This is a genomic window from Roseobacter sp. HKCCA0882, assembly GCF_037805225.1.
Taxonomy (GTDB): domain Bacteria; phylum Pseudomonadota; class Alphaproteobacteria; order Rhodobacterales; family Rhodobacteraceae; genus M30B80.
The window spans coordinates 999,901-1,013,296 of the sequence record NZ_JBBLYI010000001.1; the positions used below are offsets into that span (position 1 = coordinate 999,901).

Here is a 13,396-nt window from a genome sequence, read left to right on the forward strand (position 1 = left end):
GCCATGCCCCAACCGGTGGATCGATAGGGATGTCTCCCCTATGCGACCCGCCCTCGCCTGTGAATTGCCCTTTCGGACAAGCGCGCCTTAGGGCATTTTTCCCCTGCCCGCAAGGGCCATCTACAACAGCACTGATGAGCCATAGACGTAGGCCCATAGGCGGGATAGAGACGCAGCCATGAAAAAGAACAGCATTATCTGCATCGGATCGGTTCTGTGGGACATGATTGGTCGCACAGATACGGCTATGGCCCTTGGCGATGATGTTGCGGGGCGTATTACGCGCATCCCTGGGGGGGTGGCGTTGAATATTGCCATCGGGCTTGCCGCCTATGGGATACAGCCCGTTTTGCTGACCATGATCGGGCGTGATGCCGAAGGCGCGGATTTGCTGGCCTTTTGCGAAAAGCGCGGCATGAATTGCGACCATATTTTTCGCAGCTCTGAATGGCCGACCGACCACTACATGGCGATTGAGGCGCAAGGCCAAGTGATGGCTGCCATCGCCGATGCACATGGCCTTGAGGCCGCAGGCGCGCAGATTCTAGCCCCCCTTGAGCATGGCCCCTTGGGGGAAGCCGCGGCCCCCTATCAAGGCGTAGTGGCGCTTGATGGCAATTTGACCGAGGCGCTTTTGGCTCATATCGCGGATGCCCCTGCCTTTCAAGCGGCGGATTTACGCATCGCGCCCGCATCACCCGGCAAGGCCACGCGTCTTTGCCCGCTTTTGCATCACCCAATGGCAAGCCTTTATGTCAATCGCCGTGAGGCCTGTTTGATTGCAGGGCAAGCGCCTGACCTCTCGGCCACAGAGGCCGCAGATGCGCTGATCGCGGCGGGGGCTGCGCGCGTGATCGTGACCGATGGTGCGGGCCTGACTGTAGACGCCAAAGCGGGCGCTGAAACAGTGACGGGCAAGCCACCACAGGTCACCGCCACCCGCGCGACAGGTGCAGGGGATCGGTTCATGGCCGCCCATATCGCCGCCGAAACCGGTGGTGCATCGCGTCAAGAGGCGCAAATTTTTGCACTCAACGAAGCCGCCGCTTATGTGGCAGGAAAGGATTAAGCATGCTTCCCCTCACCATCGCCCCGGATGTTGCACATGCCCTAAAGACAGGCGGCGCTGTAGTTGCCCTTGAAAGCACCATCATCACCCATGGCATGCCCTACCCTGCCAATTTTGAAACCGCACAGGCCGTTCAGGCCGAAATTCGAGATCAGGGTGCGGTGCCTGCCACAATCGCAGTCGTTCAGGGGGAAATTAAAATTGGGCTTTCCAAGGCAGAGTTGCGCAACCTTGCGCAGGTCACGGGGACCGCGAAACTTTCGCGGGCTGATTTGGCGGCGGCGCTTGTTCTTGGCCAGACAGGTGGCACCACAGTGGCCGCAACAATGATCTGCGCCCATCTTGCGGGCATTCGCGTGTTTGCTACGGGGGGCATTGGGGGCGTGCATCGCGGGGCGGAGCACAGTTTTGACATCTCTGCCGATTTGCCAGAACTGGCCAAAACGGCTGTGACGGTAGTCTGTGCGGGGGCAAAGGCCATTTTGGATTTGCCCAAAACATTTGAAACGCTCGAAACATTGGGCGTGCCTGTCATTGCCTATGGCCAAGAGATGATCCCTGCCTTTTGGTCACGCGACAGTGGCATTCGCGCGCCCCTGCAAATGAACAGCCCCCAAGAGATCGCCCGCGCCCATCTGATGCGCGGGACATTGGGGCTGAATGGCGGGCAATTGATCACAAACCCAATTCCTGTGGCGGATGAAATCGCCGCCGAAACCCTTGCGCCTGTGATCGAAAATGCGGTGCGCAAGGCCGATGCACAGAACATCACTGCAAAGGCACTGACCCCCTTTCTTCTCGCTGAAATTCTAGAGGCCACCCAAGGGGCAAGCCTTGCAGCCAATATTGCCCTGATCCGTAACAATGCGCGCCTTGGCGCGCAGATTGCGCTGGCCATGGCAATGGAACCCTGACGACCCCACCGTCCCTTGCCTCTTGTAAGGTTAACGAAACCCCCTTACATCTGATCGAGACAGGTTTAACGGTTCCCCAACGCGCGCCCGCATCATGCAATTGCCCGAAAATCCCAAACCCCCACGCCGCGGTATCTTGGCCGCGCTACGCAATAATTTCTTTACAGGCGTGGTGGTCATTGCCCCGATTGCGGTGACCATTTGGTTGGTCTGGACGCTGATCGGATGGATCGACAGTTGGGTTTTGCCCTTTATTCCAGGCCGCTATAACCCGCTGCTTTTGATCCAACATTATACGGGCCTTCAGGTTGATATTCGCGGCCTTGGCGTGGCGACCTTCCTCGTTTTTGCGGTGATTGTTGGCTGGATTGCCAAGGGCCTCATTGGCCGCTCGCTGATCCGTTGGGCCGAAAGTTTGGTTTTGTCGATCCCGCTTGTGCGCTCTGTCTATTCAGGGCTGAAACAAATTGTTGAAACTGTTTTGGCACAAGGTGAGCAGAATTTTGACCGTGCCTGCATGGTCGAATATCCGCGCAAAGGTATCTGGGCCATCGCCTTTGTCTCGACCAAGGCCAAGGGCGAAGTGGCCGAAAAGCTTGGCGATGATCTGATTTCCGTGTTTTTGCCCACCACACCAAATCCGACATCAGGCTTTTTGCTCTTTGTGCCTCGCAAGGACACGATTGAACTGGATATGACTGTCGAGGACGCAGCAAAGCTGATCATTTCCGCCGGGCTTGTCTACCCTAATGGCAAGGATGCAAAAAAAGCGGTCGAGGCTATGGCTGCGTCCAAGACCGCAAAATAGACCCGCGACCGCATCAGCCTAAAACACTAAAAAAGGGCGGCCCTCCGACCGCCCTTTTTTTATTGCGCCTCTACCCACCAGACATCGGGCTGCCATCCGATCCAATCGCCATAAATCGGGATGTAGTCGGGGAATTTCAGCTCTGCATTATGCGCCAAGCGGCTGAGTGGCGAATACCAAAACGGGATTACATAACGCTCGCTCATCAGCACGCGATCCAAGGCGTGGACAGCCGCGCGATAATCCTCTTGACTTGCCGAGGTCAACATTTGGTCAATCATCGCCTCAATCGCAGGATGGCAGGCCCCCATCAAATTGCGTGATCCTGTGGTTTCCGCCAAATCACAACCCCAATAAAGCCGCTGCTCATTTCCAGGGCTAAGCGACAGACCACGGGTGATATCGGTTATATCAAAGTCAAAATTATCAATCCGTTCGCGATATTGTGCGCTGTCAACAGTGGTAACTGTGGGAACAATCCCAAGCCGTGCCAAAGCCTCGACATAAATGTTCACGATGGATTGCATCTCGGTCGACCCTTGGGAGAGTAGAATATCAAAGGTAAAAGGCGCCCCTTCAGGCGTCTGCATCACCCCATTTTCAACGCGATATCCTGCCTCCTCAAGCAGGGCCATTGCGCGGCGAATGCCTGCGCGATTGGCCTCGGTACCATCGGTTTGTGGCAGAGCATAGCCCTCAAGCGCCCCTTGCAGCAAATCCGCCTCAAACGGCGCTAGGAACTCGGCCACACGGCCCGTAGCCGCCCCATCGCGCATGCCCAAGGGCGAGTTTGAGAAATAAGAGGTAATCCGCGGCTCGACCCCGCCATTCAAGGTGAGATTGATATATTCGAAATTAAAGGCTTGGATCATCGCCTCGCGGACGCGCCAATCGGAAAAGGCCGCGCGGCGCGTGTTCATCACCAACCCATTCATTCCAGAGGGGCGTTGATGCGGCACTTCGGAAAGAATAACCTCGCCCGATTGCACGCGGGGGAATTGATAATTTTCAGCCCAATTTGCCGCGTTTGTTTCGCGCATTGTCGTCACAATACCCGCTTTGAAAGCCTCAAACATGGCGTTGCCATCGGCAAAGAATTCCAAGCGGATTTCATCAATCACATTTGTGCCACGGCGCACGGGCAAGTACGCCCCCCAATAATCAGGATTACGGCGTAAGGACACAAAACGCCCCGCCTCGAAATCATCAACCACATAAGGGGCCGAAGCGATGGGGATCACATCCAAACCTGAGGCCTGAAAATCTTGCCCGTCCCATTGCGCCTTTTTCAAAATGGGGCGCAGGCCCATGATCAGCGCCATTTCACGATCAGCTTCCTTGAACGTGATCCGCAAGCGGCGCTCATCAAGCGCCTCGATTGTTTCGACATTCTGCCACGCATTCAGATAGCGCGGATGCCCTTCGGTGCCCAAAGTCTCGTATGACCAAACCACATCTTCCATTGTGACAGGGCTGTTATCCGAGAATCGCGCCGCAGGGTTAAGCGTGAACTCAACCCAAAATCCCGCCGGATCAACCGCAACCGATTCGGCCAACAGGCCATAAAGCGTGAACGGTTCGTCCCAAGAGCGGATCAAAAGCGATTCATAAGCCAAGAACCGCAATTGCCATGGCGTGCTGCCCAAACGGATATGCGGGTTGAGGCTGTCAAAGCCCCCAACCTCGCCTGTCACGATCCGCCCGCCTGTTGGAGCATCTGGATTTGCATAGGGCAAATGCACAAAATCTGGTGGGAGGGCTGGCTCGCCATACATAGCAATGCCATGTTGCGGTTCGGCATGTGCGGTTGACACAGCGATAATCGCGGCCCCCACCCATACCCCCAAACGTCTGAAACAAACTCGTGCCATTTTGAAAACAATCCCCGTCTTCTTTTTAATTATAGGAACAATGCTAGGGGCTTGGCGCAAGAAGCGCAAACTTTTCTCTTGGAACTCTACCGCAAACATGGTTATACATAAGTCACTGCTCGATAGGTTTCTTGCCTGTATGAAACCTGCCTCAATAACTTGCGCCGGCCTTGTGCCGGCGTTTTTTTTGGGGTTTTCTCTGCGGCAGCGGGTCTAGGCCCCCTCCCCCATATTCGAGCCGCAGGAGATTCTTACCATGGCATTACAGACTGATCTTTCAGGAAAAACCGCTGTTATCACGGGTTCAAACTCGGGGATTGGGCTGGGCGTGGCTGAGATACTGGCGCAGGCGGGCGCGGATGTTGTTCTCAATTCCTTTACGGACCGCCCCGAAGACCATGTTCTGGCGGCTGATTTAGGCAAACGTCATGGCATCAGCGCGCGCTATGTCGCGGCAGATATGTCGAAGCCCGATCAATGCCGCGCCCTGATTGAGGCGGCAGGGCGATGTGATATTCTTGTTAACAATGCGGGCATTCAACATGTCGCCCCGATTGAGGGCTTCGCACCCGAAAAATGGGACGCGATCATCGCGATCAATCTCTCCTCCGCGTTTCATACCACTGCTGTGGCGCTGCCGATGATGCGCAAGGCGGGTTGGGGGCGCGTGGTCAATATCGCCTCAGCGCATGGATTAACCGCCTCGCCCTATAAATCAGCCTATGTGGTGGCAAAGCACGGGGTCGTTGGCTTGACCAAGGTGACCGCCCTTGAAACCGCCGAAGACCCCATCACAGCAAACGCCATTTGCCCGGGCTATGTCTTGACGCCATTGGTCGAGGCCCAAATCCCCGATCAAATGAAAACGCATAATATGAGCCGTGACCAAGTTGTGCGTGATGTGATGTTGGCCCGCCAACCTTCCAAAGAATTCGCCACAGTTGAACAACTGGGCGGCACAGTTGCGTTTCTGTGCAGCGCCGCAGCCGATCAGATCACAGGAACAACTGTATCCGTTGATGGCGGTTGGACAGCCCTATGAGCATCAAACTCGACATCCTATCCGATCCGATTTGCCCGTGGTGCTATATTGGTTGGACAAACCTTGCCCGCGCAATGGAACAGCGAGCAGACCACCCCTTTGTGGTCGAATGGCATCCGTTCCAATTGAACCCCGATATGCCGCCCCAAGGGATGGATCGTGCCACCTATCTTGAGACAAAATTCGGCGGGCGGGCCAATGCCGCCACCGCCTATGCCCCCGTTCTGGAACATGCCGAAAAAGCGGGTTTGTCGATAGATTTTGCCGCTATTCCCCGCACTCCCAATACATTAAACGCGCACCGCCTTATCCATTGGGCGGGGCTGGAGGGGCGCCAAACCGCGGCTGCGGTGGCAATTTTCAAGGCCTATTTCATTAGCCACCGCGATATCGGTGCCGCAGATGTTCTAGAGGGTATCGCAAGCGAGATCGGTCTTGACCGCGCAATGATCGCGCGCCTCTTAGCGGGTGATGCGGATCAGGCCGACATCACCGCACGTGACCAACATGCCCGCACCCGTGGGGTGACGGGGGTGCCCTGTTTTATTATCGCCAATCAACACGTTGTTACCGGAGCACAGCCTAGCGATTTCTGGCTCAATGTGATTGATGAGCTGAACCAACAAGTCCAAGAAACGGCCCCCGAATGACCCCTGCCTCAAAATCCCCGTCAAAGCTTGAATTTACAGCGATGATGGGGGTGCTCTTTGCAACCATCGCCTTTTCGATGGATGCAATGCTGCCCGCCCTGCCCCAAATCGCGGCCGAGCTTTCGCGAGATGACATCAACCGCGCGCAATTTATCCTGACATCATTTATCTTTGGCATGGGGATCGGAATTTTCATCGCTGGCCCAATTTCAGACGCTTTGGGACGCAAGCCCGTGATTTATCTCGGCGCAGGGTTCTACGCGCTTGGGGCGATCTTGGCCCATTATGCCCCCTCTCTCGAGCTTGTTTTGGCGGCGCGCGTTTTGCAGGGCATCGGTGCGGCAGGCCCGCGTGTTGTGACCTTGGCAATGGTGCGCGACCTTTATCAGGGCCGCGCGATGGCGCAGATTGTGTCCTATGCCATGTTGGTTTTCACCATTTTCCCCGCCATCGCCCCGTTGATCGGTGCGGCGATTATCGCGGGCTTTGGTTGGCGGGCGATCTTCGTGGCGTTTTTGGTCTTTATCCTTTTATCGGTATCATGGCTGGGTCTGCGGCAGCCCGAAACGCTACCGCCCGAGCGGCGGCAAAAGCCAAATCTTGCTGCCCTCAAATCCGCCATTTCGACCGCCCTTGGCATGCGCCAAATGCAGCTTTCTATTCTTGTGCAAACCTGCATGTTCGGGGCGCTTTTTGGGGTGATTTCCTCCATTCAGCAGGTGTTTGACCTCAGCTTTGGACGCGGCGCTGAATTTCCATTCTGGTTTTGTGCGATTGCATTGATGGCTGCCCCCTCAGGGCCGATCAACGGCAAAATGGTTATGCGATTTGGTATGCGCGCTATGGTGCGAGGCACGTTATTTGTGGTGCTGTTCAACAGCAGCATCGCGCTATTGGCCTTTGGCCTGATCTTTGAGGCTGGGCAAGGCTTTGCGCTTTATATTGCATGGACGCTGACCATCTTTGCCGCTGCGGCCTTTACCTTGGGCAATCTGAACGCCCTCGCGCTAGAGCCTTTGGGCCATATCGCGGGCACGGCCAGTTCGATGATGGGCGCCATCGCAACCATCGGCGGCGCGGTTCTGGGGGCGATTGTGGGCCAGTTTTTTGACGGCACGCCCCTGCCCCTGATCTCATTCGCGCTGTTCTTTGCCGCAATCGCCGTGGGGCTGATGCAAATGATGCCGAAATCCGAACAGGCGGGCTAGCCCTTCGCCTGTTCGGCCAGATCGCGGGCAATTGCGAAGACCCCTTTGATCTTATCGGCATCCTTGGCCCAGTCACGGCGAATGACGATTTTATTCTCTTTGATCTTGGCCAACCCGCGCTGATTTTCGACAAAGGCCACAAGGCCCGCAGGGTTCGGGAATTTGTCATTGTGGAATTGCAAAGTCGCCCCTTTGGGCCCCGCATCCATCTTAGCGATATGGGCGCGTTTACACATCGCCTTGATACGCATGACCAAAAGCAGCGTGTTAACTTCGCGCGGCAGCGGGCCGAAGCGGTCAATCATCTCGGCGGCAAACCCTTCGAGATCGACCTTGCTTTCCAATTGCGACAGGCGGCGATAGAGGCCAAGCCGCACATCTAAATCGGGGATATAGGCCTCGGGGATCATGACGGGCACGCCCAAATTGATCTGCGGCGACCATTGCCCGTCACTGACGGTGCTTTCGGCCGCACCAGAACGGATCGCGGCAATCGCCTCCTCCAACATGGATTGATACAGCTCAAACCCCACCTCGCGGACATGGCCCGATTGCTCCTCACCCACGATATTGCCTGCCCCGCGAATATCAAGGTCTTGGGATGCAATGGTGAAGCCTGCACCAAGACTGTCGAGGCTGCCCAACACCCTGAGGCGTTTTTCAGCGGCGGGTGTCAATTTTCCGCGCGGCTTGGTCGTGAGATAGGCGTAGGCGCGGGTTTTCGCGCGCCCGACACGGCCCCTGATCTGATACAACTGCGCCAGACCAAACATATCCGCGCGGTGAATGACCATCGTATTGGCGGTCGGAATATCAATTCCCGATTCAATGATCGTTGTGGCAAGCAGAACATCGTATTTGCCATCGTAAAACGCGTTCATGCGATCATCGAGATCACCTGCGGCCATCTGGCCATGCGCCACCACGAAACTGACCTCTGGCACATGATCCCGCAGAAAGGTTTCAATCTCGGGCAAGTCTTCAATACGCGGCACAACATAAAAGGACTGTCCACCGCGATAATGTTCGCGCAACAGCGCCTCGCGGATGGTGGCCGCGTCAAATTCGCTGACATAAGACCGAATAGCCAACCGATCAACCGGCGGCGTTCCAATCAGGCTAAGGTCACGCACACCAGAAAGCGACATCTGCAATGTGCGCGGAATAGGCGTGGCCGATAGGGTCAGCACATGAACCTCAGAGCGGAACTCTTTGAGCCGCTCTTTGTGGTTCACGCCAAAACGTTGCTCTTCATCTATCACCAAAAGCCCAAGATTGGCAAAGCGCACCCCTTTGGCCAAGAGCGCGTGGGTGCCGATGACAATATCCACTGTCCCATCCGCCAACCCTGCGCGGGTTTCTGCGGCTTCTTTCGCGGACACAAAGCGAGACAATTGCGCAACTTTAAGCGGGAAGCCACGAAACCGCTCGGCAAAGGTGCGGGCGTGTTGACGCGCAAGCAATGTCGTGGGGGCGATCACCGCCACCTGCAGGCCAGAGGCCGCCGCAATAAAGGCCGCGCGCATGGCGACTTCGGTTTTGCCAAACCCAACATCGCCAACGATCAAGCGATCCATGGGGCGGCCACGGGCCAAATCTTCCACCACATCCGCGATGGCAGACAGCTGATCCTCAGTTTCCTCATAGGGGAAACGGGCGCAGAAATTCTCCCACATGTCATCGGGCGTGCCCAAAATCGGCGCTTGGCGCAATTCGCGTTCTGCGGCGATCCGGATCAGCTTATCCGCAATCAGGCGGATGCGTTCCTTCATCCGCGCCTTTTTCGCCTGCCATGCGCCACCGCCAAGTTTATCAAGCAGACCCTCATCATGGCCATAGCGACTGAGAAGTTCGATATTCTCAACGGGCAAGAACAGACGATCCCCGCCTGCATATTCAAGCGCCAAACATTCATGCGGGGCGCCTGCGGCGGTGATGGTTTCCAGCCCCTTGAACCGCCCGATGCCGTGATCAACATGCACCACCAGATCACCCGCTGAAAGGCTTTGCGCCTCGGTCAGGTAATTCTCGGCACGTTTTGTTTTGCGGCGGGGACGGATCAGCCGGTCGCCCAACACATCTTGCTCTGAGATCACTGCTAGATTGGGGGCGGTAAACCCCTCCTCAAGCGGCCAGATCACGCAAGAGATGCTGCCTTTGGGCAGATCAGGCGTGAAATGATTAAGCTTGACCAAACTAGACAAGCCTTGATCGGTCAAAATCTGCATCAGGCGTTGCCGCGCCCCTTCTGACCAAGAGGCCAAAATTACCGCGCACGATTGGCGTATATCGCGGATATGATCGCAAAGCGCCTCAAATATATTGATATTCTCTTGCTGCCGTTCAGGCGCGAAATTGCGCCCGACACGCCCGCGTGCATCAATGACATTCGGGCCCATGGCGGCAGGCAGCGGTGAGAAATGCAAAACCCGATGCGGCGCCAAGGCGGCGGCAAACCGCGTCTCGTCAAGATAGAGCAAGTCAGGCGGCACAGGTTTATAGACGCTGTCCAACCGCCCCTTTTGCGTCAATGCCGTTTTGCGCGTGTCATATTGATCGCTGATCGTCTCCCATCGTGCGGCGTGCTGCGGCACAGTCTGGTCATCCATCGTGACCACGGCATCGGGCAGATAATCAAACAAGGTCTCAAGCTTGGGGTGAAAATAGGGCAGCCAATGTTCCACGCCTTGGTATTTACGCCCCGCACTGACTGCCTCATAGAGCGGATCATCATTTCCCGCAGCCCCAAATTCGATGCGGTAATTCTGTCGAAACCGCGTGATTGCGGCCTCGTCCATCACAACCTCGGAGACGGGCGAAAGCGATAAATGGGTCAGGGTTTCAAGACTGCGCTGCGTTACAGGGTCAAAACTGCGCAGCCCATCAAGAACATCACCAAAAAGGTCAAGCCGATAGGGTTGCGGCGTTCCCGCAGGCCAAATGTCAATAATCCCGCCGCGCAGGGCATAATCCCCCGCCTCGGTCACAGTGGGAGTTTGCGTGAACCCCATGCGCACCAAAAAGGCGCGCAAGGCGTCTTCGTCTATGCGCTGACCCACAGTGGCGTGAAAGGCCGCCTCACGCAGCAAATCGCGCGGGGGCAAAAATTGCGTGGCCGCATTAAGCGTGGTTAAAACAACCGCAGGCCCAATCCCGCCCTGCACCAACCGCGCCAAGGTAGCCATGCGCCGCGCTGAAATCTCGGCGTTGGGGGAGATGCGATCATAGGGCAGACAATCCCAGCCGGGAAAGCGCAGAAGGGTCAGATCAGGAGCAAAGAATTGCAGCGCGACGGCAATGCTTTCAGCACGTTTGTCATCACGCGCAATATGCAGCACCATTGCCTCATCAGACCCCGCGCGCTCTAATTCGCGCAGGATCATCTGCGCGTCATATCCTTCGGGCACGCCAGAGGCGCGAATATGGGCGGGTTGGGGTTTTGCGTGTGACATGGAAGCGTCAGGTAAAGGGGCAGCCCGGCGTGTCAAGATCAAAGCGGTTATTGCGGCACACGTTGAAGGAAAAACACGCCCTGAATCGCCGTGAAAAAAATCAACACGCTGCCAAGGAATTGCAAACGGCGGCGATGGCGCATCAATGCGCGGATCTGATCCTGTGGCGGGGTCTGCGGCCAAGCCTGCGCCAAACGATTGCGCAAATAGCCGACACCTACGGCGGGCATCACAAGAAAGAACACCGACTGCGCCAAAGGACTGTCATAATAAAAGCCAAGCGCAGCCAGAAAGCCCAAGATCAGCCCTAAAAGCGTCACCAAGATTGGCCCAAGCTGTGCATCGAGGCCGCGCAAATCACGCGCGGTGATCTCGGCCAATTGCAGCGCATCGCTTCGCGCAGTTTCATCCCCCAATTCGGCACGGCGGATCATGGCAAAGGGCACACCAAGCGTGGTTTGTGTCCAATGTGACCACAAAAGCGTAAATAACACCCAATACCACACCGCCTCAAAAGCGGAGAAATCCAAAACCGTGATGATATGATCGAGAAACTGCACTGATGTCTTGGCCCTATTTTCGCACCCCGCCCCCTTCTACGCGGCAATTATGGCCTTTTCTAGCCTTGAGAAATCTCCTGTGACCTGTCAGAAATTTGAGACAGATAGGATCAAGGAGATCAGCGTGACCCAAGCCCCGTTTCCCCTCGCCCGTCATCGCCGCACCCGCGCAAGCGTCGCTTTGCGCAATCTGACCCGCGAGGTGGAATTAAGCGTCAATGATCTCATTTGGCCCGTGTTTTTGCGCGATGGCGAAGGGGTTTGCGAACCTGTCGCTTCCATGCCTGGGGTCAATCGTTTGTCGCTTGATTTGGTGGTTAAAGCTGCGCAGGAGGCCGAGGCGCTTGGCATTCCCGCGATCTGCCTGTTCCCCTATACAGATTCCGCGCTTAAAACCGAGGACTGCGCCGAGGCGTGGAACCCTAAAAACCTGACCAATCGCGCGATTGCCGCCATTAAAAAGACCGCCCCCAATATTGCGGTCATGACCGATATTGCCCTCGATCCTTATAATATCAACGGGCATGATGGCTATGTGCGCGATGGTGAAATCATCAATGACGAAACCGTTGAGGCATTGGTGAAAATGGCATTGGCGCAGGCCGAGGCAGGCGCAGATATCTTGGGGCCATCGGATATGATGGATGGCCGCATCCGCGCCATTCGCAGCGCGCTTGAAGGGGCAAACCACCGCAATGTGACGATTATGTCCTATGCGGCCAAATTCGCCTCAAGCTATTACGGGCCATTTCGTGATGCGGTAGGTGCGTCTGGTGCGCTGAAAGGCGATAAAAAAACTTATCAAATTGATCCCGCCAATCGCAACGAGGCCTTGGCCTGCGTTGAGCGCGATTTGATGGAAGGGGCGGATATGGTTATGGTGAAACCAGGCCAGCCCTATCTCGACATTGCGCGCGCGGTCAAAGACCGCTTTGGCGCGCCGACCTATGCCTATCAGGTCTCAGGCGAATACGCGATGATCGAGGCCGCCGCCGCGCAAGGGTGGATAGACGGCGAGAAAGTCATGCTTGAAAGCCTGATGTGTTTCCGCCGCGCAGGATGTGATGGTGTGTTGACCTATTTCGCCCCACGGGTTGCGGCAATCCTACAGGGCTAGGAAAAAACACCTCAAACCTGCGTCATTTGATAAAATTGGGCCGCTTTGGTCATGACAAACCACGCGCAACCCCGTAAAAGATGGGCAGAGACATTACAGGGAATGAGGTCACATATGAGCAGTGAAACAAAAACATCTCATTCGCCCCAAATTTTGACCCGCCGCAATTTCGTGCTTGGCGGGACAGCGGTGCCGCTCTTGGCGGCCTGCAGCAATGGGGTGAATTCGCAAGCCTCGCAGCGTCTGGATGCACGCGTGGACAGCGCGCAGGAATTCATGTTCCAAGCAGTTCCAGGAACAGAAGAACTGGCCTATAACGCGGCTGGTGTTCTGATCATGCCATTGGTCACCGAGGCTGGCTTTGGCTTTGGCGCATCTTATGGACGCGGCGCATTGCGTATCAATGGCGCAACAGTTGATTATTACAACGCAATCAGCGGATCTTTCGGATTTCAAATCGGTGCGCAGCAATATGCACATGCGCTGTTTTTCATGACCGAAGAGGCGCTTAGCTCGTTCCGTGGCTCGCCGGGTTGGGCGGTTGGTGCCGATGTGCGCTATGCCTTTAACGCAAGCGGTGCATCTTTGGGCATCGACAGCAACACCCTGACAAATCCCGTGATTGCGGTGGTGTTTGGTCAGGCGGGGCTGATTGCGGGCGCCACGCTTGAAGGCACGCGCTACTCGCGCATCATCCCGTAACTG

At 56.2% G+C, this 13,396-nt stretch carries 11 protein-coding genes; 8 read left to right on the forward strand and 3 right to left on the reverse strand.

Annotated elements, in window-relative coordinates:
- The first annotated feature begins 178 nt into the window (after positions 1–178).
- The 3 genes from AAC622_RS05200 (at position 179) to AAC622_RS05210 (ending at position 2,791) form a co-directional block, all read left to right on the forward strand.
- On the forward strand, positions 179–1,069 hold the full coding sequence (locus AAC622_RS05200; protein WP_340260679.1) for a PfkB family carbohydrate kinase: 891 nt from the start codon (positions 179–181) through the stop codon (positions 1,067–1,069).
- A gap of 2 nt (positions 1,070–1,071) precedes the next feature.
- Entirely contained in the window at positions 1,072–1,983 is a 912-nt protein-coding gene (locus AAC622_RS05205; RefSeq protein ID WP_340260680.1) for a pseudouridine-5'-phosphate glycosidase, read from the forward strand.
- Between the two features lie 94 nt (positions 1,984–2,077).
- Positions 2,078–2,791, forward strand: a complete 714-nt coding sequence (locus AAC622_RS05210; protein ID WP_340242733.1) for a DUF502 domain-containing protein — start codon at positions 2,078–2,080, stop codon at positions 2,789–2,791.
- 59 nt (positions 2,792–2,850) lie between these two features.
- Here AAC622_RS05210 and AAC622_RS05215 read toward each other — a convergent pair whose 3' ends face one another.
- A complete protein-coding gene (locus AAC622_RS05215) occupies positions 2,851–4,662 on the reverse strand; it encodes an extracellular solute-binding protein (RefSeq protein ID WP_340260681.1) in 1,812 nt (603 codons plus the stop codon).
- Between the two features lie 256 nt (positions 4,663–4,918).
- On the opposite strand from AAC622_RS05215, the gene AAC622_RS05220 reads away from it, so the two are divergent.
- Genes AAC622_RS05220 through AAC622_RS05230 form a run of 3 tightly spaced genes read left to right on the forward strand, consistent with a single transcriptional unit; the run spans position 4,919 to position 7,562 of the window.
- The gene (locus AAC622_RS05220) at positions 4,919–5,704 is read left to right on the forward strand and encodes a 3-hydroxybutyrate dehydrogenase (RefSeq protein ID WP_340260682.1); all 786 of its coding nucleotides are present in this window, start codon (positions 4,919–4,921) and stop codon (positions 5,702–5,704) included.
- Entirely contained in the window at positions 5,701–6,354 is a 654-nt protein-coding gene (locus AAC622_RS05225) for a DsbA family oxidoreductase (RefSeq protein ID WP_317654626.1), read from the forward strand. Before AAC622_RS05220 ends, AAC622_RS05225 begins: the two co-directional genes overlap by 4 nt.
- Complete coding sequence (locus AAC622_RS05230; RefSeq protein WP_340260683.1) at positions 6,351–7,562, forward strand: multidrug effflux MFS transporter; 1,212 nt, start codon at positions 6,351–6,353, stop codon at positions 7,560–7,562. The genes AAC622_RS05225 and AAC622_RS05230 overlap by 4 nt, the downstream gene beginning before the upstream one ends.
- Here the strand turns inward: AAC622_RS05230 and mfd are convergent.
- Together mfd and AAC622_RS05240 are read right to left on the reverse strand one after the other, a co-directional pair.
- Positions 7,559–11,014, reverse strand: a complete 3,456-nt coding sequence (gene mfd / locus AAC622_RS05235) for a transcription-repair coupling factor (RefSeq protein ID WP_340260684.1) — start codon at positions 11,012–11,014, stop codon at positions 7,559–7,561. The genes AAC622_RS05230 and mfd overlap by 4 nt on opposite strands.
- Before the next feature lie 47 nt (positions 11,015–11,061).
- Positions 11,062–11,574, reverse strand: coding sequence for a hypothetical protein (locus tag AAC622_RS05240; protein WP_340260685.1), 513 nt, complete (start codon positions 11,572–11,574; stop codon positions 11,062–11,064).
- A 118-nt stretch (positions 11,575–11,692) separates the two neighbouring features.
- Between AAC622_RS05240 and hemB the strand changes: the two genes are divergently transcribed.
- Together hemB and AAC622_RS05250 are read left to right on the forward strand one after the other, a co-directional pair.
- Positions 11,693–12,691, forward strand: coding sequence for a porphobilinogen synthase (hemB, locus tag AAC622_RS05245; protein ID WP_340261448.1), 999 nt, complete (start codon positions 11,693–11,695; stop codon positions 12,689–12,691).
- A 114-nt stretch (positions 12,692–12,805) separates the two neighbouring features.
- Entirely contained in the window at positions 12,806–13,393 is a 588-nt protein-coding gene (locus AAC622_RS05250; protein ID WP_340260687.1) for a lipid-binding SYLF domain-containing protein, read from the forward strand.
- Positions 13,394–13,396: the final 3 nt, after the last annotated feature.

Coding starts and splice junctions, on each gene's coding strand:
- AAC622_RS05215 (WP_340260681.1), bottom strand. CDS start 4,662: ATGGCACGAGTTTGTTTCAGACGTTTGGGGGTATGGGTGGGGGCCGCG.
- AAC622_RS05200 (WP_340260679.1), top strand. CDS start 179: ATGAAAAAGAACAGCATTATCTGCATCGGATCGGTTCTGTGGGACATG.
- mfd (WP_340260684.1), bottom strand. CDS start 11,014: ATGTCACACGCAAAACCCCAACCCGCCCATATTCGCGCCTCTGGCGTG.
- AAC622_RS05230 (WP_340260683.1), top strand. CDS start 6,351: ATGACCCCTGCCTCAAAATCCCCGTCAAAGCTTGAATTTACAGCGATG.
- AAC622_RS05225 (WP_317654626.1), top strand. CDS start 5,701: ATGAGCATCAAACTCGACATCCTATCCGATCCGATTTGCCCGTGGTGC.
- AAC622_RS05250 (WP_340260687.1), top strand. CDS start 12,806: ATGAGCAGTGAAACAAAAACATCTCATTCGCCCCAAATTTTGACCCGC.
- AAC622_RS05210 (WP_340242733.1), top strand. CDS start 2,078: ATGCAATTGCCCGAAAATCCCAAACCCCCACGCCGCGGTATCTTGGCC.
- AAC622_RS05205 (WP_340260680.1), top strand. CDS start 1,072: ATGCTTCCCCTCACCATCGCCCCGGATGTTGCACATGCCCTAAAGACA.
- AAC622_RS05220 (WP_340260682.1), top strand. CDS start 4,919: ATGGCATTACAGACTGATCTTTCAGGAAAAACCGCTGTTATCACGGGT.